The 20,436-nt window shown below is 68.6% G+C and carries 15 protein-coding genes; 7 read left to right on the top strand and 8 right to left on the bottom strand.

The genetic code is table 11. The features are described 5' to 3' along the window. Positions 1-81 precede the first annotated feature (81 nt). From ACWESM_RS10640 to ACWESM_RS10625, 4 genes are all read right to left on the bottom strand, one after another. A complete protein-coding gene (locus tag ACWESM_RS10640; RefSeq protein WP_355071076.1) occupies positions 82-306 on the bottom strand; it encodes a DUF397 domain-containing protein in 225 nt (74 codons plus the stop codon). Between the two features lie 178 nt (positions 307-484). Then, on the bottom strand, positions 485-877 hold the full coding sequence (locus ACWESM_RS10635; RefSeq protein ID WP_452491484.1) for a DNA-directed RNA polymerase subunit beta: 393 nt from the start codon (positions 875-877) through the stop codon (positions 485-487). A gap of 283 nt (positions 878-1,160) precedes the next feature. After that, positions 1,161-2,084 (bottom strand): DNA-3-methyladenine glycosylase family protein, encoded by a 924-nt coding sequence (locus ACWESM_RS10630; RefSeq protein ID WP_364424879.1) that lies wholly within the window; start codon positions 2,082-2,084, stop codon positions 1,161-1,163. Positions 2,085-2,447: 363 nt separating this feature from the next. Beyond that, complete coding sequence (locus tag ACWESM_RS10625) at positions 2,448-5,237, bottom strand: FAD-binding and (Fe-S)-binding domain-containing protein (RefSeq protein WP_452491782.1); 2,790 nt, start codon at positions 5,235-5,237, stop codon at positions 2,448-2,450. A 635-nt stretch (positions 5,238-5,872) separates the two neighbouring features. Here ACWESM_RS10625 and ACWESM_RS10620 point away from each other — a divergent pair. Continuing rightward, positions 5,873-7,753 (top strand): ABC transporter ATP-binding protein, encoded by a 1,881-nt coding sequence (locus tag ACWESM_RS10620; RefSeq protein WP_452491483.1) that lies wholly within the window; start codon positions 5,873-5,875, stop codon positions 7,751-7,753. Between the two features lie 12 nt (positions 7,754-7,765). On the opposite strand, the gene ACWESM_RS10615 is transcribed toward ACWESM_RS10620, so the two are convergent. The 3 genes from ACWESM_RS10615 to ACWESM_RS10605 all read right to left on the bottom strand — a co-directional run bounded on the left by ACWESM_RS10615 (position 7,766) and on the right by ACWESM_RS10605 (position 11,661). Next, positions 7,766-9,250 (bottom strand): alpha/beta hydrolase, encoded by a 1,485-nt coding sequence (locus tag ACWESM_RS10615; RefSeq protein WP_452491482.1) that lies wholly within the window; start codon positions 9,248-9,250, stop codon positions 7,766-7,768. 307 nt (positions 9,251-9,557) lie between these two features. After that, positions 9,558-10,553, bottom strand: a complete 996-nt coding sequence (locus tag ACWESM_RS10610) for an oxidoreductase (RefSeq protein ID WP_355078875.1) — start codon at positions 10,551-10,553, stop codon at positions 9,558-9,560. A 37-nt stretch (positions 10,554-10,590) separates the two neighbouring features. Next, positions 10,591-11,661 carry a DNA polymerase IV gene (locus ACWESM_RS10605; RefSeq protein WP_355078874.1) on the bottom strand — a complete coding sequence of 357 codons (1,071 nt, stop codon included), beginning with the start codon at positions 11,659-11,661 and terminating at the stop codon, positions 10,591-10,593. Between the two features lie 189 nt (positions 11,662-11,850). On the opposite strand from ACWESM_RS10605, the gene ACWESM_RS10600 reads away from it, so the two are divergent. Both ACWESM_RS10600 and ACWESM_RS10595 read left to right on the top strand, forming a co-directional pair. Further along, positions 11,851-12,435, top strand: a complete 585-nt coding sequence (locus ACWESM_RS10600; protein ID WP_355078873.1) for a TetR/AcrR family transcriptional regulator — start codon at positions 11,851-11,853, stop codon at positions 12,433-12,435. Then, entirely contained in the window at positions 12,432-12,926 is a 495-nt protein-coding gene (locus ACWESM_RS10595) for a PaaI family thioesterase (RefSeq protein WP_452491479.1), read from the top strand. The genes ACWESM_RS10600 and ACWESM_RS10595 overlap by 4 nt, the downstream gene beginning before the upstream one ends. A 338-nt stretch (positions 12,927-13,264) precedes the next feature. On the opposite strand, the gene lon is transcribed toward ACWESM_RS10595, so the two are convergent. Then, positions 13,265-15,592, bottom strand: a complete 2,328-nt coding sequence (gene lon, locus ACWESM_RS10590) for an endopeptidase La (RefSeq protein WP_355078977.1) — start codon at positions 15,590-15,592, stop codon at positions 13,265-13,267. A gap of 269 nt (positions 15,593-15,861) precedes the next feature. Here lon and ACWESM_RS10585 point away from each other — a divergent pair, with 269 nt between their 5' ends. From ACWESM_RS10585 to lhgO, 4 genes are all read left to right on the top strand, one after another. Next, a complete protein-coding gene (locus ACWESM_RS10585; RefSeq protein WP_364434270.1) occupies positions 15,862-17,217 on the top strand; it encodes a hypothetical protein in 1,356 nt (451 codons plus the stop codon). 112 nt (positions 17,218-17,329) lie between these two features. Further along, positions 17,330-18,121, top strand: a complete 792-nt coding sequence (locus tag ACWESM_RS10580) for a TIGR03084 family metal-binding protein (RefSeq protein WP_452491477.1) — start codon at positions 17,330-17,332, stop codon at positions 18,119-18,121. A 347-nt stretch (positions 18,122-18,468) separates the two neighbouring features. Beyond that, positions 18,469-19,119: a hypothetical protein gene (locus tag ACWESM_RS10575; protein WP_364434274.1), complete on the top strand. Its 651-nt coding sequence runs from the start codon at positions 18,469-18,471 to the stop codon at positions 19,117-19,119. A 22-nt stretch (positions 19,120-19,141) separates the two neighbouring features. Next, a complete protein-coding gene (gene lhgO, locus ACWESM_RS10570) occupies positions 19,142-20,326 on the top strand; it encodes an L-2-hydroxyglutarate oxidase (protein WP_364434277.1) in 1,185 nt (394 codons plus the stop codon). The last annotated feature ends 110 nt before the right edge of the window (positions 20,327-20,436 follow it).

The following is a 20,436-nucleotide window of genomic DNA, read 5'->3' as shown; positions in this document are numbered from 1 at the left end:
GGCTACCCGTATTCGGCCTCGATAAACGTCTTTTCGTTGCCGAAAATGTGTCATTCCGTGATCTTCGAAGGCGGCCGTGCCTTATCGCGGCCGGTCGAACTCTCCGTCCTGCACACCGGCGGTGAAGGCGGCCCACTCCGCGGGCGTGAAGATCAGCACCGGCCCCTCGGGATCGTTCCCGTTGCGCATTCCCACGTGTCCGTCGGCGAGCAGCGCCACTTCGACGCTGTCGTTGCCCGCCCCTTCCCCGGCCCTCCGCCACGTGGCGCCGGACAGGTCGATGTTCGTGTTGCCTTGAATGCTCACGAGACGGACTCCTTCGCTATCTGCCGTGGGAGACGTGTGTACGGACCGAGAACCCAGCACCACCGCTGGGCGCACGCACGCGCGCCCGATAGTACCGCCGCCGACCGGCGCTGTCGGGCGAACAACCGACGAAGAACGGCCCGGTACTCCGACCGACCACGTGATTCGCCGCCTGCGCTCAGCGGCGGCGTGGCGCGGGCTCCGCCCACGCACGAATGGCCGCGACGACGACCCGGCCGGACGGGCGAAACCTGTTCCGTGGCGGCACTATCCAAGACCGAATCGCGCCGACCGACGCCGTCGGGGACGGCAACGCGATCGTCGACCCTGTGCGGCAGACCGAGACGTTGAGCCGGAACAACTCCGCGAACAGGCGCGTGTCGTTTTCCGGCAGGTCCGGCGCGATCAGGAAGGTCCATCGATTCGAGCGCGGGTGCGCCAGGATCGGGCCCAGCCGCACGCTCTTGCTCTGCATGTGCGCCTTGACCGCCTGACCCAGGCTGCTCGGCATGGTCAACGCCCACACCGACCCTGCGCGCATCACGATCCGGCCGAGCTCGGGCGGATCCACAACGGCGGGCAGATCGCATTCCCGCCGGTAGAACAGGCATCTGGATCGTGGCGTATCCCCGAGTGGCCTCTGCTCCACTGACAACCCCCTGCAGTTGTGTGGTTCGACGATGAGTGCGCGCCATACGGAACCCCTCCGGCTACCGCTCGCGTACCGATGAGAATGCGGCGATGGCCGAGTGTGGCGCGACTACCTATAGTTTTGCTTTTCTCCGGCCGGAACCGACTGATAAAGAATGGGCAAAACTGCGGAAAAGTGAACGCGCCGAGGGGCCGCTGTGAACTCAGTGCCAGGTGTGATCGGTCAGCGGGGTGCGCGGGCCGAACTTCGGCTTGTAGAAGTGGCCGCTGATTTCCAGCAGGCGGATCGCTCGATAACGGTGCGGGCGCAGCGGCTCCAGGTATTCGACCATCGCATCGTCATCCATGGGACGGCCGAGCAGAGTCCAGCCGACCGCGGCGGACAGGTGGTAATCGCCGACCGACAGCGCGTCCGCGTCGCCGAAAGCCCGCTGCGCGATCTCCGCTGCCGTCCACACCCCGATACCGGGGACACCGCACAACCTTCGTGCCGCCTCGACCGGATCGACCCGGGCCGCGCGCTCCAGCGATTCGGCGATCCGAGCCGCGCGCACGATGGTCTGCGCGCGTTGCGGTCCGACATTGGCCCGGTGGTACACCCAGGAAGGAATTCGCCGCCAAGTGTCCGCGTCCGGCGGCAGCCGCATTCCCTCCGGTGCGGGGCCGGGCGCCGGTTCGCCGTACTGCCGCACCAGTTTCCGCCACGACGCCCGCGCGGAGACGGTGTGCACCTTTTGCTCCAGCACCGACGGCACAAGGGCTTCGAAGACCAAGCCCGTGCGCAGCATGCGCAGCCCGGGAAAACGGCGATGGGCATCGACGAGTTTCGGATGGTCCGGGAGGAACGCCGAGACATCCTCGTCCAGGCAGAGCATGTGCTCGAGACCCGCGAGGAATTCCGCCGCGCCCGGCCCCCAGGCGCGGGCCCGCACAGTGCGCGGATCGGACTGGGCGAGGCGGTAGGTGACCGGCCCGGTCGGCAGACGGGAGGCGTGCCAGTGCGCGCCGTCGCCGGTCACCCGATGGCACGGATCGCCGGTGCCGCGACCGAGGGGAGCGAGCGTGCACGCCAGGTCGATCGGCCGATCCGTGGTCACGGTCCGGCTGGCTCCCGGCTCGACCGTCATGCTGCGCACCCGAGACATTCTGCCCGGTGCGGCGCGCGGCGCCGCGTCCCCCTCCACCGGGACACGCGGATTATTATCTGAGCCACACCTAAAGCCATTCATACCGATCGCACATGATTATGGTTTCGCAATCAGATGTAACGGCATGAGATTCACGGCGATATTGTTTTCGTTCGGCAAATATCTGGCAGTAGCAATGACGGAGGTTCTTCGATGATCACCAATCTGCTCAACTGGCTGCTCAACGCCTGGGGTGGAGTTTCCGCGGGCAGCTCGGGCTACCAGATTCCGCCGGGCACCCTGCCGTTCGGCAGCTGAACCGCGCGGCGCCCGCCCTGCCTGTCCGGCGGGCGCCCCAAAAGGTCACTCGCCCAGTAGGAATTGCGCGATATGCCGCGCCCGGCGCCCAGCGAGGGCCGCGGCCTGAGTGCGGCAGGAAAAGCCATCGGCGAGGAGGATCGCGTCGTCTCCCGCGGCGCGCAGCGCGGGGAGCATGCCGCTCTCGGCCACCGCGACCGAAATGTCGTAATGGCCCGACTGCATTCCGAAATTTCCCGCCAGACCGCAGCACCCGGTGATTTCCGTCACCGTCACGCCCATACTGGCTAATAAATGGCGATCGGCATCGAATCCGAGAATCGCGTGCTGGTGACAATGCGGTTGAACCACCACCGATCGGCCGGTGCGCTGCGGGGGGCGCCAGGAGGGCTGATCGGCGAGGAATTCGGCCAAGGTGCGCACCGCGGCGGCGGTCGGGGCGGATCTGGGATCGTCCGGCAACAATTCCGTGAGGTCCGCGCGCAGAACCGCGGTGCAGGACGGTTCCAGTCCCACGACCACTCCACCCGCCTCCACATGCTCCTGCAACGCGGTCAACGTGGCCCGCAACCGCGCGCGAGCGCCGTCGAGCTGACCGGTGCTGATCCAGGTGAGTCCGCAGCAGACGCGTTGCTCGGGGATGCGAACGCGGTAGCCCAAGGTGGCAAGCAGCCGCGCCGCGGCCAAGGCGATCTCCGGGTCGAACGCGTCGGTGAAGGTATCGATCCACAGCATCACCTCGCCGGAGACACCGCTTTCGGCCCGCACCTCGGGCGCGTAGGCGGACTCGGCCAGGCGCGCGCCTTCGTCCAGATCGCGCCAGATGCGGCGGAACGTACGCGCGGCCAAGCGCGGCACCTCACGACGCGGGTCGATGCCTGCCGCCCGCAGCCCGGCTCGACGCAGCGCGGTCCGGCCCGCCAGCGCGTTGACGACCCGAGGCATCCGGCTCGCGGCGGACAGCCATCGAGGCAACCAGCCCAGCGAATAGTGATCGATCGGCCGGAGCCGGTGGCGGTAGCGGCGATACAGCGTCTCCGACTTGTAGGTGGCCATGTCCACGCCCGCCGGGCAGTCCGACCGGCACGCCCGGCAGGACAGGCACAGATCGAGCGACTCGGCGACGGCCTCCGACGACCAGGGCAGCGCGCCGCGCACCACCTCTTGCAGCACCCTCGCCCGCCCGCGTGTGCTGTCCTTCTCGTCCCGGGTCGCCTGGTAAGACGGGCACATGAAACCACCGTCGGCCCGGCATTTGCCGACGCCGACGCAGCGGTGCACCGCGACGCTCATATCGCCGTCGTCTTCTCCGAGCGGGTAACCGTTCGATGTGCCGACCTCACCGAGTCCGGCCAGCCGCAGGTCGGCATCGATCGGACGCGGCGCGACGAGCACGCCCGGATTCAAGATGTCGCCGGGGTCGAACAAGGCCTTGTACCCGGCGAAGACATCGAGCACCGCGGGGGAGTACATCGCCGAGAGCAACTCGGAGCGAGCCCGGCCGTCGCCGTGCTCGCCGGACAGCGAACCGCCGTGCCGGACGACCAGCTCCGCCGCGTCGAACAGGAAGGCGCGGAAGCGCCGCGGCGCGTCGGCGATCGGAAGATCGAGGCGGACGTGGATGCAGCCGTCGCCGATGTGCCCGTAGAGCAGCCCGTCGACACCGTGCTCGCGCGTCAGCGCGGCGAAATCGCGGAGGTAGGAGCCGAGCCGTTCCGGTGGGACGGCCGCGTCCTCCCAGCCCGGCCAGGCCGGCCGCCCGTCCGGCGTGCGACCGGCCAGCCCCGCGCCGTCGGCCCTGATCCGCCACAGCTGCGCGGCGGTACCGGGATCGGTGACGATCCTGCTGTCCATCGCGCCCGCCGTCCGGCACAGTCGCTGTGCGACGGCCAGCGCGTCGGCCTGCGTCGCGCCCGCGGTCTCCACGAACAGCCAACCGCCACCGCGCGGCAGGTCGGGCACCGTTCCCCGATGCGCCCTGACCACGTCGACCAGCCGCGCGTCGATGCCCTCGACCGCGATCGGCGCGCAGGCCAGCACGGCGGCGACATCATCGGCCGCGGTGGCGATGTCCGGGTAGCCGAGCACCGTGAGCACGGTGGCCGCGGGCAGCTCGACCAGCTCGACGGTCGCGTCCAGCAGCAGACCGCAGGTGCCCTCGCTGCCGACGAACGCCTTCGCCGCCGACGCGCCGCGCTCGGGCAGCAGATGTTCCAAACCGTATCCGGATGCCTGACGGTCGAAACGGCCGAGATCGGTCCGCAACACCGCGAGATTTGCCCGGCTGAATTCCGCGAGACCCGGCACCGCGGACAGGTCGGCTGCCAGTGTGCGTTCGGTGCGGGTGCCGTCCAGGATGCGCAGTTCGCGCACCGTGTCGGAGGTGCGGCCCCACGCGACGGCGCGCGGCCCGCACGCGTTGTTGCCGATCATGCCGCCGAGCGTGCAGCGATTCTGTGTCGAAGGGTCCGGTCCGAAGCGCAGGCCGTGCGGACGGGCCGCGCGCTGCAGCTCCGACAGCACCACGCCCGGCTGCACGGTAGCCACGCGCGCGGCCGCATCGATCGCCACGATCCGGTTCATATGCCTGCTGAAATCGAGCACCAGTCCGGGACCGATCGCGTTGCCCGCCACCGACGTCCCCGCGCCACGCGCGGTCACCGGCAGCCCCTCGGCTCGGGCGAAGTCCAAGGTGACCGCGACGTCCTCGTCGGTCCGCGGAAAGACGACCGCCGCCGGGAGAACCCGATAGTTCGACGCGTCCGAGGAGTACTCCGCCCGCCGCCGCTCGGAGGCGTCGACCTCACCCGCGATCCTGGCGCGCAGCGCCGCCATACGGTTCACTGTGTTGATTTTTCCAGCGCCTGCGGCGCTGGGTGTTCACGGGCTGTGTTATTTGGCCACGCCTTCGGCGCGGCGTGTTCGCGGCCCTCTTGTGGCTCGCCGGGCCGCGAACGGAACAGGCTCGGTCTCGCTTCGCTCGAAAGACATGGCTGAGGTGCGCTGAGCGCGTCGGGCTTGTGAGTCGCGGACCCGGTGCGCGCGGAGTGAGGGCGGCCATTGTCAGGCTCGTCGGCAGTAGTGGCTCGTCGAGGACGTGATGGCCCTCTGGACCGCCCGCGATGGCGGCGAGGTATTCGCAACAAGATCACTCGTATCAGGCCGGTTCGAGGAAGAGCCATTTGGTCGTAGTCGCCGGCTCGCCGCGTCGATGCCTGGACCGCAGCCTCGAGGAACCGGTGTCTCCATGTTCACGCTCGCGGTATACGCCAATGACGACTGCTGCGCTTGTGGTGCGCGCGATGCGCTAGTTACGCGAATGTCGATCAGCCGTCTTGGTTCGGGTTGCGCTCGTTTCGCCGTGGGCGGAAACACCGCCTGCCCGGAATCGACTTGAACTCAACCATTGTTGAGGTCTTAGTGTCGGTGGCCAGGTCTTGGATGGGGCGGGGAGCGAGAGGGAGAACAACGTGAGCATCGAATCCGTGGCGTGGAGCCAGATGTACCGGCGGGCGAACGCGCCACAGGAACAGCGCCCGTTCCGCCGAGCCACCGCAGGGCGCATCGTTCGGTTCGCCGCGCCGCACCGGCGGCGGATCGGCGCGTTCCTGCTGTTCAGCGTGATATCGGCGGTACTCGCCGTGGCCACGCCGGTGCTGGCTGGCCGGGTCGTCGACCACATAGTCGGCGGCGCTGCGCCGCGGGTGGTGGTCGTCCTCGCGGTGGTGATCGGCGTGCTCGCGGTGTTCGATGCCGGACTCGGGGTGGCGACCCGGTGGATGTCGGCGCGAATCGGGGAAGGGCTCATCCTCGACCTGCGCACCGCCGTGTTCGACCACGTGCAGAAGATGCCCGTCGCCTTCTTCACCCGAACCAGGACCGGCGCGCTGGTCAGCCGCTTGAACAACGACGTCATCGGCGCCCAGCGCGCGTTCAGCGACACCCTGTCCGGCGTGGTGGCCAATCTGGTGACCCTCGCGTTGACCCTCGGGGTGATGATCAGCATCTCGTGGCAGATCACGTTGCTGGCGCTGGTGTTGCTTCCGGTATTCGTGCTGCCTGCGCGCCGGATGGGCAATCGCCTAGCCGATTTGCAGCGGGAAGCGGCCCGGCTGAACGCGGCGATGAGCACCCAGATGACCGAGCGGTTCTCCGCGCCGGGCGCGACGCTGGTCAAGCTGTTCGGCCGTCCGGAACAGGAGTCCGACGAGTTCGCGCTGCGGGCCCGCCGGGTGCGGAACATCGGCGTGCGCACCGCGATGCTGCAAACGGTCTTCGTCACCTCGCTCACGCTGGTGTCCGCGCTGGCGATCGCCTTGGTGTACGGGCTCGGCGGCTGGTACGCGCTGCGCGGGCAATTGGACGCGGGCGCGGTGGTGTCGCTGTCGCTGCTGCTGACCAGGCTCTACACGCCGCTCACCGCGCTGGCCAGCGCCCGGATGGAGATCATGGCCGCGCTGGTGAGCTTCGAGCGCGTCTTCGAAGTACTCGACCTGAAGCCGCTGATCGAGGACGCGCCGGATGCGAAAACGGTGCCGGCGGGCCCGGTCGAGGTGGAGTTGGACACGGTGCGCTTCGGCTACCCGTCGGCCGACAAGGTGTCGCTGGCCTCGCTGGAGGACGTGGCGAATCTGGACACCCGCGGCGGGGTGGAGGTGCTGCACGACGTGTCGCTGCGCGCCGAGCCCGGTCAGCTGATCGCGCTGGTCGGCTCGTCGGGCGCGGGCAAGTCGACCATCGCGCAGCTGGTCTCCCGCCTCTACGACGTAGACGCGGGCGCGGTGCGGTTGAACGGCGTGGACGTGCGCGAGCTGACCACCGGATCGATCCGCGACACGGTCGGGCTCGTCACCCAGGACGGACACCTGTTCCACGACACCATTCGCGCCAATCTGCTGCTCGCGCGGCCGCAGGCTACCGAGGACGAACTCTGGGACGCACTCCAGCGCGCCCGGCTGCGCGACTTGGTCGCGTCGCTACCGGACGGGCTGGAGACCGTGGTCGGCGAGCGCGGCTACCGGCTCTCCGGCGGTGAACGCCAGCGCCTGACCATCGCGCGCCTGCTGCTCAAGCAGCCGCGCGTAGTGATCCTGGACGAGGCGACCGCTTCGCTGGACTCGACCTCGGAAGCCGCCGTGCAGGAGGCGCTGTCCGAAGCGCTGGAGGGCCGGACCGCGCTGGTGATCGCACACCGGCTGTCCACCATCCGCGCCGCCGACCAGATCCTGGTTCTGGAAGACGGCCGGATCGTGGAACGCGGCACGCACCCCGAGCTGCTGAACGCCGATGGCCGCTACGCGGAGCTGTACCGCACGCAGTTCGCCGAGGAACCCGTCACGGCCGCGGCGTGATCCGTCATCCGGTCAGCTCGCCGTCTGGTCCGCGGTACAGGTCGTGTCGGCGTCCGGCAGGGTTCCCGCGCCGAAGTAGGTGTTGATCGCGTTGTTCACGCAACTGCTCAGCTCCGGCCGGAACGTCATGTGGATACGGACGTCTTGCAAAGTGACCATCCGCGACTGCGACAGATACTGGTGCAGCCGGACGCCGTGCGCATAGGGAGTGCGCGGATCTCCCGTCGCCTGCACGATGAGCGCGGGCACCGCGTTCCGGACCACGGTCGCGGGTTCGACCGGTCGAGGCCAGAAGGCGCACGGCTGAATGTTGCCCGCCAGCGCGCCGAACACCGGTTGCGTGGCCCGGCTCTCCTCGATATTGCGCCAGTACCAGAGGGGATCGATGGGCGCGCTGACATCGCCGCAGGCGACCTCCGCCAGGACGGAGTTCTCGTTGTCGCGCAGCGCCGCCACGATGGCGCGCAACCGCGGCGTCTGCGAGGTCGTGGGCGGACCGCCCGCGGCGTCGGCGAGTTCGCGCACCGTCGCGGCCAGCGGTTCGTTCAGCCGGAAGTTCCACAGCAAGGCGTGCAGGATGAACGGCAACCAATGGTCGTCGATCGCGAATCCGTCGATGACGATCGGCTGGCGGTGGACGATGCGGACCAGCTCCTCGATCTTCGCGCGCACTTGCTGCGGTGTCGCGCCGAGCCGGAACTCTTCGTCGTGGGCGGCGGCCCACACCGCCCAATCGTCCAGCGCGATCTCGTCGGCGGGTCCCCAGTCCTGTACCAAGCCCGTCCAATACCGATCCGGGTCGATCGCGCTGTCGAGCACGACCCGATCGCTGCGCTCGGGGAACATCTGGGTGAACACCGCCCCGAGATACGTGCCGTAGGACAAGCCGTAGAAATTGACCTTCTCCTCGCCCAGGGCCGCCCGGACGACGTCCATATCCCGCGCCGTATTGCGAGTGGTGAACTGCCGCACCAACTCCGGATCACGAACCACGCAGCTCGCGGCCATGCCTGCGGACTGAACGGTGTCGTGCGCGAAACCCAGCGGATCAAGGCCCGCCGACCGGACCATCTCGCCGACCGGCCACCCGCACCGCGGACTCGAGGTCGATTCGCCGACTCCGCGCGGGTCCATCCCGATCAGGTCGTAACTCGCCAGCACGTCGGGCGACAGCACATCACCGAGCAGATCCACACTGTCCAGGCCCGGGCCGCCGGGACCGCCCGGATTCGACACCAGGATGCCCCGCCGCCGCGCCGGATCGCTCGCCTTCACCCGGGATATCGCCAAGGTGATCGTGCGACCGTCGGGACGCCCGTAGTCGAGCGGCACGAGGACATTCGCGCACTCACCACCGGCTTTGTCCAAGTTCTCGACCCCGCACGGCTTCCACTCGAGCGTCTGGCGGTAGAAGCGGTCCGCGCCGCTCGGGTGCGAGTCGGCCACCGGCTCGGCCCGGCCGTACGCGGGCGCGGCCAGCAGTGCGGACACCGCCACTATCGACATCGAACGCCAGAACGGATTCGTGGACAACGAAATTCGCCTCTCGACCGGAGCGAGCACGTAGGTGGATGCGGAAGAACCGTATCGGATCGGTGCTCGCGACGGTGGCAACGGCTTCCCCCGCGCGGCGAGCTCCGATCGAGGCCGTCCGCGGAAGGGGGAGCACGCTCGGGCGAACCGGCGAAGCCCGGCTCGAACGAATCGAGCCGGGCTTCGCTGATCGGTCTCATGCCCTGCGGTCTCGGTAGGTCCGGAACGCATCCGGCGTGGATGTCGTCCGAGCGCTACCGAGGACTTGCGGTCAGAATTCGCCCTTGACGCCGAGAACGGTGCGCCCCCGGTGGCTGCCGTTGCGGATGGAGTGCAGCACCCGCTCCACATCGGTGATCGGAGCGTAGTTCTCCAGGGTCGAAAGATGCTGCGGTCGTAGTTCTTTGCCGAGCTGGGCCCACACCTCCCTGCGGCGCTCGATCGGAAGGTTGACCGAATCGATGCCTTCCAGGGTGACACCGCGCAGAATGAACGGCATCACCGTAGTGGGCAGTTCCGCTCCGCCGGTGAGCCCGCTGGCCGCGACCGCGCCGCCGTAGCCGATGGCGCTCAGCACGTAGGCCAGCGACGCGCCGCCGACGCTGTCCACGGCCGCGGCCCACCGCGCTTTGGTCAATGGCCGCGGCTTGGCGTTCGGGTCCTCCGGCAGCCTGCCGATCACCTCGTTCGCACCGATCTCGCTGAGCAGATCGTTCGCGTCGGTCTTGCCGGTGGAAGCGATGACTTCGAAGCCGAGGCCGGAGAGAATGTCGATGCTCACGCTGCCGACCCCGCCGGTCGCGCCGGTGACCAGCACCGGGCCCGCGTCCGGCATGAGGCCGCGATCGAGCAGGGCCTGCACGCTCAGGGCCGCGGTGAACCCTGCGGTGCCGAGCGCGGCCGCGTCGCGCAGGCTCAGGCCCTCCAGCTTGACCACCCATTCGGCGGGCACCCTGGCGTATTCGGCGAAGCCGCCGTTGTGCGCGACACCGATGTCGTATCCGTGCGCGATCACCTGGTCACCCGGGGCGAAATCGTCGTCGGCGGACTCGACCACCTCGCCGACGATGTCGATCCCAGGGACGATCGGGTAGTTGCGCACCACACCGCCGCCCTTGGTGATCGCCAGCCCGTCCTTGTAGTTCGCGCTCGAGTAGTGCACTTTGATCGTCACGTCACCCGGCCCGAGGAAATCCTCGCCGGCCTGCTGCCGGGTCAGGACGATCCCGCTATCCGATTCGTGTGCCACCATCGCCCAGAACTCCATGCGGACGAGCATACGAGCGTCCGGACGGGTCCGGGAGTTACCGCGGCAGGAGTTCCAGCCGCACGCCGAGCAGACGAACCGGGCGGTCGAGGTCGAACCGTTCGATGATGCGCAGCGCCGTCTCGGCGATTCGCGCGACGTCGATGGTCGGTTCGGGCAGTTTTTCCTGTTTGCTGCGTGTGTAGAAGGTGTTCGTGCGCACCGTCACCGAAACGCGGGTGCCGATCCGGCCCGCCGCGGCCATCTCCTCGGCGACCTCGGTGGCCAGCCGCGCGACCTGGGCGCGGATTTCGCCTGGATCGGTCAGATCGTGCGGGAAGGTCTCGGATTTGCTGCGGCCGATCGGGATTCGCGGTTCGGTGGTGACGTCCGTATCGCCTTTGCCGTGGCCGAGCACCCAGAGATACGGACCGGTGTTCGGCCCGAACTCGGCGGCGAGTCGATGCCGGTCCGCCGTCATCAGCTCGCCTACGGTCCCGATACCGAGTTCGGCGAGCCGGGCGGCGATGCGGTTGCCGATGCCCCAGAGCGCGTTGGTCGGGCGATGGGCCATCACCTCGGTCCAGTTCGCGGCGGTGAGCCGGAAGACGCCCGCGGCGGCGCCCACATCGGCGGCGGGCTCGGCCGACGACTTGCCCGCCGACTTGGCGAAGCCGGTCGCGAGCTTGGCGGTGAGCTTGTTGTCCCCGATGCCGATCGAGCAGGTCAGTTCCAGTCCGGCGATCGCGTCGCGCACCTGCTGCGCGAGGGCTTCCGGGTCGTCGGTGTCGGCGGCGAGGAACGCCTCGTCCCAACCCCACACCTCGACCCGCCCCGGAAACGTCCGCAGCAGGGCCATGACCTCGTCGGAGGCGTCCTCGTAGGCGGCCATGTCCAAAGGAAGGAACACTCCGTCGGGGCACTTGCGCTGAGCGCTGCGCAGCGGCATTCCGGCCCGCACACCGAACCCACGCGCCGGATAGGACGCGCAGGTCACCACCTTGCGCGGTTCGGCGGGATCGCCGTGGCCGCCGACGATGACCGGCAGCCCCCGCAGTTCCGGATGACGGCGGAACTCCACCGCCGCCTGGAACTGATCGAGATCGACATGCAACAGCCATCTGGCCACATGCCGTTCTTACCGCAGGGGTGCGACACCCGGCCGCAATTCCGGCGCGAGCGCCCGCCGACCGGCATCGCCGCACCCGCCGCCGGTCGTGCCATCGTCCGCAGCACCGCGATGAGTCCCACTGCCTGATCCCCCTCACACGGATGTCCTGACATTGCGCGGCCCGCAGAACAGAACTAAATTCTGGATATGAAGATTCGAGATCGGTTGCTACTGGCAGCCGAGCGCCAGTTCGCCGAGCACGGAGCGCTCGACGCGACGCTGACCCAGATCCGGGGCGCGGCGGGCGCCAGCGTCGGTGCGCTCTACCACCACTTCCCGGACAAGGCCGACCTGTACCGGCAGGTGTGGGCCAACGCGCTGGCGGACTATCAGAAGCATTTCTGGGCGGTGGTCGGCGACAGCGCCGACGCGCGGGAAGGCGTCACCGCCGGTGTGCGCGAACACTTGCGGTGGGTGAGCGAAAATCAATATCGCGCAACGGTACTCACCTCCGCGCGGCCGCCGGGAGTGCGCGAGAGCGAGAGCAATCGCCGCTTCATGTCCGACGTGACGCGGTGGTGGCGCACCCACGCGGGATACGGGGTGGTGCGCGATCTGCCCATCGATCTGGTCTACGCGCTGTGGCTGGGTCCGGCGCAGGAATACACCCGGCAGTGGCTGGGCGGTGACATGCGCATCGCCCCTGCCGAAGTCGCGGGCGAGCTGGCCGACGCCGCCTGGCTGGCGCTCGCCGCCGATCGCACCGCGGCCGCAGGGCAGCTGTCCGAGTGACCGCCACCAACACCCTCGACCTGGACAGCGCCAAGAAGATACTCGCCGCACAGCCCTTCGCCACGCTGATCGGCACCGAGATCACCGCCTTCGGCGACGGCGCCGCGACCCTGATCATCCCGCTGCGCCGCGAACTGACCCAGCAATTCGGCTACGTGCACGGCGGCGTGCTCGCCTATGCCGCCGACAACGCCCTCACCTTCGCCGCGGGAACGGTTCTCGGCGCGAACGTACTCACGGGAGGTGTCACCATCACCTACCTGCGGCCCGCCGCCGGCGACCGGTTGCGCATCGAGGCATCCGTCACCGGGGCGACGCGCCGCCAGGCGGTTGCCCACTGCGCGATCTACGCGGAAAGCTCCGGGCGCGAACCGGTCCTGTGCGCGGTGGGCCAAGGCACCACCCGGCTCGCGGAAACGGACCTGGCCGGCACGAACACCAGTCCCTCACCTCACGACGTCCGTTCGCACGTCGCCCGCGCTATCGGGTGACGGCGGCACTGGCCGGGGTGTCGGCGCGCGGGCGTACTCAGGAACGAGATCCGCCGACCGCCTGTGCCGCAGCTCGGCAAGTGCGTTGCGACACAGCACATTCGGCGAGGGTCAGCCGCCGACCCGGTGTGGCGAGGTCCGTCGATGGTGGCCACACCGGGCACGGCGAGCGATGAGCCGCTCCGGTGCTTCACCAACGTCCCTCCGCCGATCGCGACATGCGAAAGGCCGGGCCCGGATAGCTCCGTGCCCGGCCCGTTCCGTCCAAGGTCAGGCGTACCTCCGCAATCGCTCCGGGCATGCGTGGGCTGAGGACGGACTACGTCCGATCGCACCCATCAGGCGGTCGCCGCGAAGGCAGGCCCCAAGGCAGGCTCGGCGACCGGCTCGATCGCGTAGGCCAGGATGTCGGCCACGTCGGCGACCGGCCGGACGTCCAGCGCGGCCAGCACTTCCGCCGGAACGTCGTCCAGATCCGGCTCGTTGCGCGCCGGGATGAACACCGTCTTCAATCCGGCCCGCTGGGCGGCGAGCAGCTTCTGCTTCACGCCGCCGATCGGCAGCACCCGGCCGTTCAGCGTGACCTCACCGGTCATGCCGACGTCCGATCGCACCTGACGACCCAGCGCCAGCGACACCAGGGCGGTGACCATCGTGACGCCCGCGGACGGCCCGTCCTTCGGCACCGCACCCGCCGGGAAGTGGATGTGGATATTGCGATCAAGCACCGACGGCTCGATGCCGATCTCCTCCAGGTGCGAGCGCACGTAGGTCAGCGCGATCTGTGCCGACTCCTTCATGACGTCGCCGAGCTGGCCGGTGAGGGTCAGCGAGCGCTCGCCCTCGGCGGCGTTCGCCTCGATGTAGAGGACGTCGCCGCCCGCGCCGGTCACGGCGAGGCCGGTGGCCACACCCGGGACGGCCGTGCGTTCCACCGAGTCGGGAGTGAAGCGCGGACGACCCAAGTAGTCCTTCAGGTCGTCCAGACCGATCGTCAGGGCTCCGGCGTCACGCTCGACGTCGTAACCCAGTTCGGGGTCGTAACCAGATCCGGTTTCGCGCTCCGACAGCCGCGTGGCCGCTTTGCGCAGCGCCTTGGCGATCAGCCGCTCCATCTGCCTGACCCCGGCCTCCCTGGTGTAGTCGGCGGCGATCTCGCGCAGCGCTTCCTCGCTGATCGACACCTCCTCGGCGGTCAGCGCGTTGCGCTCCAGCTGCCGCGGCACCAAGAAGTCGCGCGCGATGGCCACCTTGTCGTCCTCGGTGTAGCCGTCGACGGTGATCAGTTCCATCCGGTCCAGCAGCGGGCCGGGGATGGTCTCCATGACGTTCGCGGTCGCGATGAACAGCACGTCGGACAGGTCCAGGTCCAGATCCAGGTAGTGATCGCGGAACGTGTGGTTCTGCGCCGGGTCCAGCACCTCGAGCAACGCGGCCGCCGGGTCGCCGCGGAAGTCCGAGCCGACCTTGTCGATCTCGTCCAGCAGGACGACCGGGTTCATCGAACCGGCTTCCTTCATGGCCCGCACGATCCGGCCGGGCAGCGCGCCGACGTAGGTGCGGCGGTGACCGCGGATCTCGGCCTCGTCACGCACGCCGCCCAGGGCCACGCGGACGAACTTGCGGCCGAGCGCTCGCGCCACGGACTCTCCCAGCGAGGTCTTGCCCACGCCGGGCGGACCGACCAGCACCAGCACCGCGCCGGACCCGCGTCCGCCGACCACCTCCAGGCCGCGGGCGGCCCGGCGAGCGCGGACGGCCAGGTACTCGACCATGCGGTCCTTGACCTCGTCCAAGCCGTGGTGGTCGGCGTCCAGCACCGCGCGGGCGGCCGAGACGTCGGCGCTGTCGGTGGTCTTCACCGTCCACGGCAGCTCGAGCACGGTGTCCAGCCAGGTCCGGATCCAGCCGGATTCCGGGCTCTGATCGCTGGCACGCTCCAGCCTGCCGACTTCGCGCAGCGCCGCCTCACGCACGGTGTCGGGCAGGTCGGCCTGCTCGACGCGGGTGCGGTAGTCGTCGGCGCCGTCGGGCTCGTCCTCACCGAGTTCCTTGCGGATCGCGTTGAGCTGCTGGCGCAGCAGGAATTCGCGCTGGCTCTTCTCCATGCCCTCGCGCACGTCTTCGCTGATCTTCTCGCTGATCTCGGCCTCGGCGATGTGCGCCTTGGTCCACTCGATCAGCGTGGTCAGCCGCTCGGCCGCGTCGGGGGTCTCGAGCAGTTCACGCTTCTGCTCGGAAGTCAGGTACGGGGCGTAACCCGCGGTGTCGGCGATGGCCGACGGGTCGGTCAGCTGATTGACCGCGTCGATGATCTGCCAGGCCTCGCGGCGTTGCAGCACCGAGACGACCAGCTTCTTGTATTCGGCGGCCAGTTCCTTCGTGCGGCCGTCCGGAGCAGGCGTCTCGACCGGCTCGGCCTCCACCCACAGCGCGGCCCCCGGCCCGGTGACACCGTGCCCGATCTTGGCGCGCCGTTCGGCCTTGAGGACGGCCGCCGGGGCTCCGCCGCGCATCCGGCCGACCTGTTCGATGGTGGCGACCACGCCGTAGGTGGCGTAGCCCTCGTTCAGCCGCGGCGCGAGCAGCACGGCGTCGGTCTTTGCGGCGCGCGCGGCATCGATCGCGGCCTGCGCCGATTCGTCCAGTTCGATGGGCACGACCATGCCCGGCAGCACGATCGGATCGGTCAGGAACAGCACCGGCAGGTTCTGAGGTGTAGTCACGTCTTCGACCTTCCAAAAGTTGAGCGATGCCTACTCAACCCCGGGGTGTGTGGGTTTGTTCCGCCCCGACCGGTCCGTTCGCTGACGGCGAAGTGCCGACCGGTACGGCCCCCGCTTCGCGTTGACACCCCGTCCAAGGCAATGAGAACGTTGGGGCCTTGATATCTCATACCGGCGGTACCGCCGGATCGGCCTAGGGAGTCCCATCGATGTCGTCGCTCGCCGCTGGCGTGTTCATCGACTGGGAGAGCGTGACCGGGCAGCCGAAATTCGTGGTCGACCTGATCACGTTCCCGATCTTCAGCGCGCTGGCGGGATGGCTGACGAACTGGACCGGCGTGCTGATGCTGTTCTGGCCGATCGTCTTTCGCGGCATCCGCATCCCGGGTCTGCACGTGCTCTATCCGTACTTCCCCCGCCGGGTGCAAGTGCTGCCGACCTTCTCCGGCGACGGCCTGCGCCTCGGATTCCAGGGCTTCATCCCGGCGCGGGCGGAGAAGATGGCCAGCATCTGCGTGGACAAGGCCCTGATGCGGATCGGCAGCCCCAAGGATTTCATCCACGAACTCGATCTCGACGGCATCGCCGACTACATCGCGGTGCTGGCGCGGCAGCAGGTGCGCCCGCTGGTGGACGAGCTGATGTACCGGGAGAACCCGGACCTGTGGCGTACGGTGCCGCGCGCCGCCAAGCAGCTGATCTACCAGCGAGTGGATCGGGAACTGCCCGCACTGTCGCGCCGCGCGTTCGCGTCGCTGGGCGACAACGTCGACCAATTGATCGGCATCAAGGGTTTCGTGATCCGCTACCTGCAGGACAACCCGGCCATTCTGAAGGACTTGACCACCACCATCGCGGCGCCCGAACTGCGCTTCATGGTGCGCATCGGCTTGCTCGGCGCGCCCTTCGGCGTGCTGCTGGCTCTGTACCTGCACGTGCACCAGCAGATTCCGGTGCTGGGCTGGGTCCCCGGCTGGGTGATCGTGCTGCTCGCCTCGGCGGCGATCGGCGTGATCGTGAACGTCATCGCGGTGAAGATGGTGTTCGAGCCGGGTGATCCGCAACCGAGGTACAAGTACCTGTGGAAGCAAGCACTGCTGGCCAAACGGCAGCCGCAAGCGGCGACCGATCTGGCGCACATCCTGGCCTATCAGGTGCTGACGCTGCCGAATCTGTCCAAGGAGCTGCTGGAAGGCCCGAACGGGGACAAGACCAGGCAGTTGCTGGAGCGCTTGATCGCCGACGAGATCCATCGTCAGCTCGGGCCGACCACCGCACTCGTGCGGGCGGCGCTGGGGCGTCGCCAGTTCGACAACCTCACGGTGGGCGCGGCGGGCGCCGCGGTCGGCTTGGCGCCGACCCTGGTCGAGGACGAGGAATTCACCCGGGAGCAGGCCAAGACCATCGACGAGTTCGCCGCGCGTAAGCTGCGGCGGCTCACGCCAGGGGAGTTCATGGAGATGTTCTACGCCTCCGTCGAGCAGGACGCCTGGCTGCTGTATCTGCACGGCGCGGTCCTCGGCCTCGTCGTCGGAGCCGCCCACTTGATCCTTTTCGGCTGGTAGCAGGGCCGGAACCGGCAAGATAAAACAAGCATGCTTGCCTTTTTTTGGGCTCGCTGCGATGCTGGACACGGTGGCGCACGAGGCGGTGGGCCCGGAACCGGCAGGGGCACAGATGGCTGATCTAGAGGCGTTGCTCGGCGACTTCGCCGACGAATGCGCGGACCTGGAACGACTCGTCGCCCCGCTGACGCCCGCGGAATGGGCGCGCGCCACACCCGCGCCCGGGTGGACCATCGCACACCAGATCGGGCATCTGGCCTGGACCGATGAGATCGCGGCGATCGCCACCGCGGACGCCGCCCGCTTCCAGCAGTTGCTGACCGAAGCCGGACCTCGCGCGCTCACGTTCGTCGACGAGGCCGCCGAGAAGGCCGCGACCGAACCGCCCGCCGAGTTGCTCGACCGCTGGCGGCGTGGGCGCGCGTCGCTCACCGCCGCACTGCGCGCCGTGCCCGCGGGCGCCAAACTGCCGTGGTTCGGCCCGCCCATGAGCGCCGCGTCGATGATCACCGCCCGCATCATGGAGACCTGGGCGCACGGGCAGGATGTGGCCGATGCCATCGGCGTGCACCGCTCGCCCACGGCGCGGTTGCGCACCGTGGCCCATATCGGCGTGCGCACCAGGAATTTCGCCTACACCGTGCACGGAAAGACTCCGCCCGCAGCGGAATTCCGGGTCGAACTCACCGCGCCGGATCGCACCGTCTGGTCGTGGGGCCCTGAGGACGCCGAACAGCGGGTGACCGGACCCGCACTCGACTTCTGTCTGCTGGTGACACAGCGCCGCCATCCGAACGATCTGGAAATCTTGGCGCACGGCGACGACGCCGCGGAATGGCTCACCATCGCACAGGCTTTCGCGGGGCCGACGGGCGAAGGAAGGACAGCGGGCCAGTTCGCCTGACCCGCCCACACCCGGCCCGGTCCATGCGGAATCGGGAGCGGGCGAGCGCCACACTTGGGTGCGCCGTGTTCATGTCGACGGCCGGACGCCGTTGGCCGGGTGTCTCGAGATGGCAGTCGAGAATGGCGCTCGCCAGCTACCCGAATATTTACCCGCCCGTGCGTTCACGGAAACATCGACGCCATGCACGCCAGGGCGCACCGGCTCGCCCCGGGCCGCGCGCGTTGTGATTCTGCTCTCTTCGATCAGGTATGCCCCTCGACCGCACAGGTAATCTGGTCGGGCGTACAGCTTTCCATGGTGCTGATCGCCTGTGGGGAGCAGCGTCGCAGGGAAAGGAGCGCATCGTGACAGCACACCGACCTGCCCAGGTCGCACGGCATGCCGCCGTCGTGCTCGCCGGTGCGGCCAGCCTCAGCCTGACCGTCGCGGCCGGCGCCTATATCGTCCACCAGATCGCCGATACGCAGCGCCCCGATACTCCGATCGCCGCGCCGGTCACCCCAGCCGCCCCGGACGAGCCCGATCGCGGACGAGGCACGGGCTTCTATCCCGTGCTGACCGGCAACAGCTTCGTCTTGCCCGCAGCGGTTTCCGCTCCGCGTGCCCGCCAGCCGGAAATCGCCGAGCCGCAGGTCGATTCGCCTGCCACACCGCCTGGGCGCACGCCTCTGGGCGGGAAAGTTCGATTCGGTGACGCCTACGTCGGCGCGCAAGTCGCGGAGAGCGCGGCCGACACGGTCTCGATCACCGTGGACACGAACGCCTTGACGGCGCTCACGGGTCTGTTCCGCTCCGGCTCCGTGCCGGAGCAACCGGGCGCCGTGACCACCATGCGCACCGACCTCGATACCCAGCGTGGCGAGGTGCGAGTGGCGTTCTCCGACCCGAGTCTGGGCGAGCACGACCTGCACCTGGATCGGCACCCCGCTCCCGCGCCGAAGGGAACCGACGAACGCGCGTCCACGCACGGCGCAGCGGATTCCACCGTGGTGTGACACACCGTTTACCCTGCTCGGCATGAGCGCCTACGACTTCTGCGTCATCGGCGGCGGCATCGTCGGCGTGGCGACCGCGCACCGGATCCTGGTGCGCCATCCCGGTGCGAGCCTGGTGCTGCTGGAGAAGGCAGAGCGTCTGGCAGTCCATCAGACGGGGCACAACAGCGGCGTCATCCACTCCGGCATCTACTATCCACCGGACAGCCTGAAGGCCGAGCTGTGCCGCCGGGGTGCGCGATGGACCAAGGATTTCGCGGCGGCACACGGCATTCCGTACCGGGTCTGCGGCAAATTGCTGGTCGCCACCGACGATGCCGAGTACGGACGCATGCTCGCACTGCATGAACGTTCCGTCGTCAACGGCGTGGCCGTCGAACTGATCGACGCCGCGGAACTCGCGCGGCGAGAACCGCGCGTCACCGGTGTCGGCGCCCTCTTCGTCCCGGATACCGGCATCATCGACTTCACTCGGGTGACCGAGGCGCTGGCCGAGGAAGTCCGCTGCGCCGGTGGCGAATTCGTGCTGGGCGCCGAGGTCGCGACGCTCACCGAGACCTCGAACGCGGTGACCGCCGCCGGCCCGACCGGATCGTGGACAGCTCGCCGCCTGGTGGTCTGCGCGGGGCTGCAAGCCGACCGGATGGCACGAGCCGCCGGGCTGCGCACCGACTTTCGCATCGTTCCCTTCCGTGGTGAGTACTACCAGCTGCCGCAGGAGCGCAACGGCCTGGTCAGCACGTTGATCTATCCGATCCCCGATCCGGAATTGCCTTTCCTAGGCGTGCATCTGAGCCCGACGATCGACGGAGCGCTCACGGTGGGTCCGAACGCGGTGCTCGGTCTCGCGCGGGAGGGCTACCGCAAAGGCAGTCTGGACCTGAGGGACGCGCGAGAAGTGCTCGGGTTCCCAGGTTTCCACCGCGTCGCCAAGGCGAACGTGCGCACCGGCCTGCGAGAGCTGCGCAATTCGCTGTTCAAGCGGGGATACCTGGCACAGTGCCGCCGCTACTGTCCGGAGCTGACGCTCGCCGATCTGCTCCCTCGGGAAGCAGGAATTCGCGCGCAAGCGGTATTGCGAGAAGGAACTTTGGTGCACGACTTCATGATCGAGCGCACCGAGCGCTCGGTTCATCTGCTCAACGCCCCTTCACCTGCGGCGACCTCGGCCATGCCGATCGCGGAACACATCGTCGACCAACTCTGAGCGCGCGCCGGAGGAGCCTTTTCCCAAGCAACTACTCGGTCGCAATCTTGCGATTCGTCGCATCGAATCGCGCCGAGCCCTCGAATAAAGAGGAGAGCTGTAGTACTTTT

The organism is Nocardia sp. NPDC003999 (genome assembly GCF_053604885.1).
This window is presented reverse-complemented; position numbering and strand designations above follow the sequence as displayed.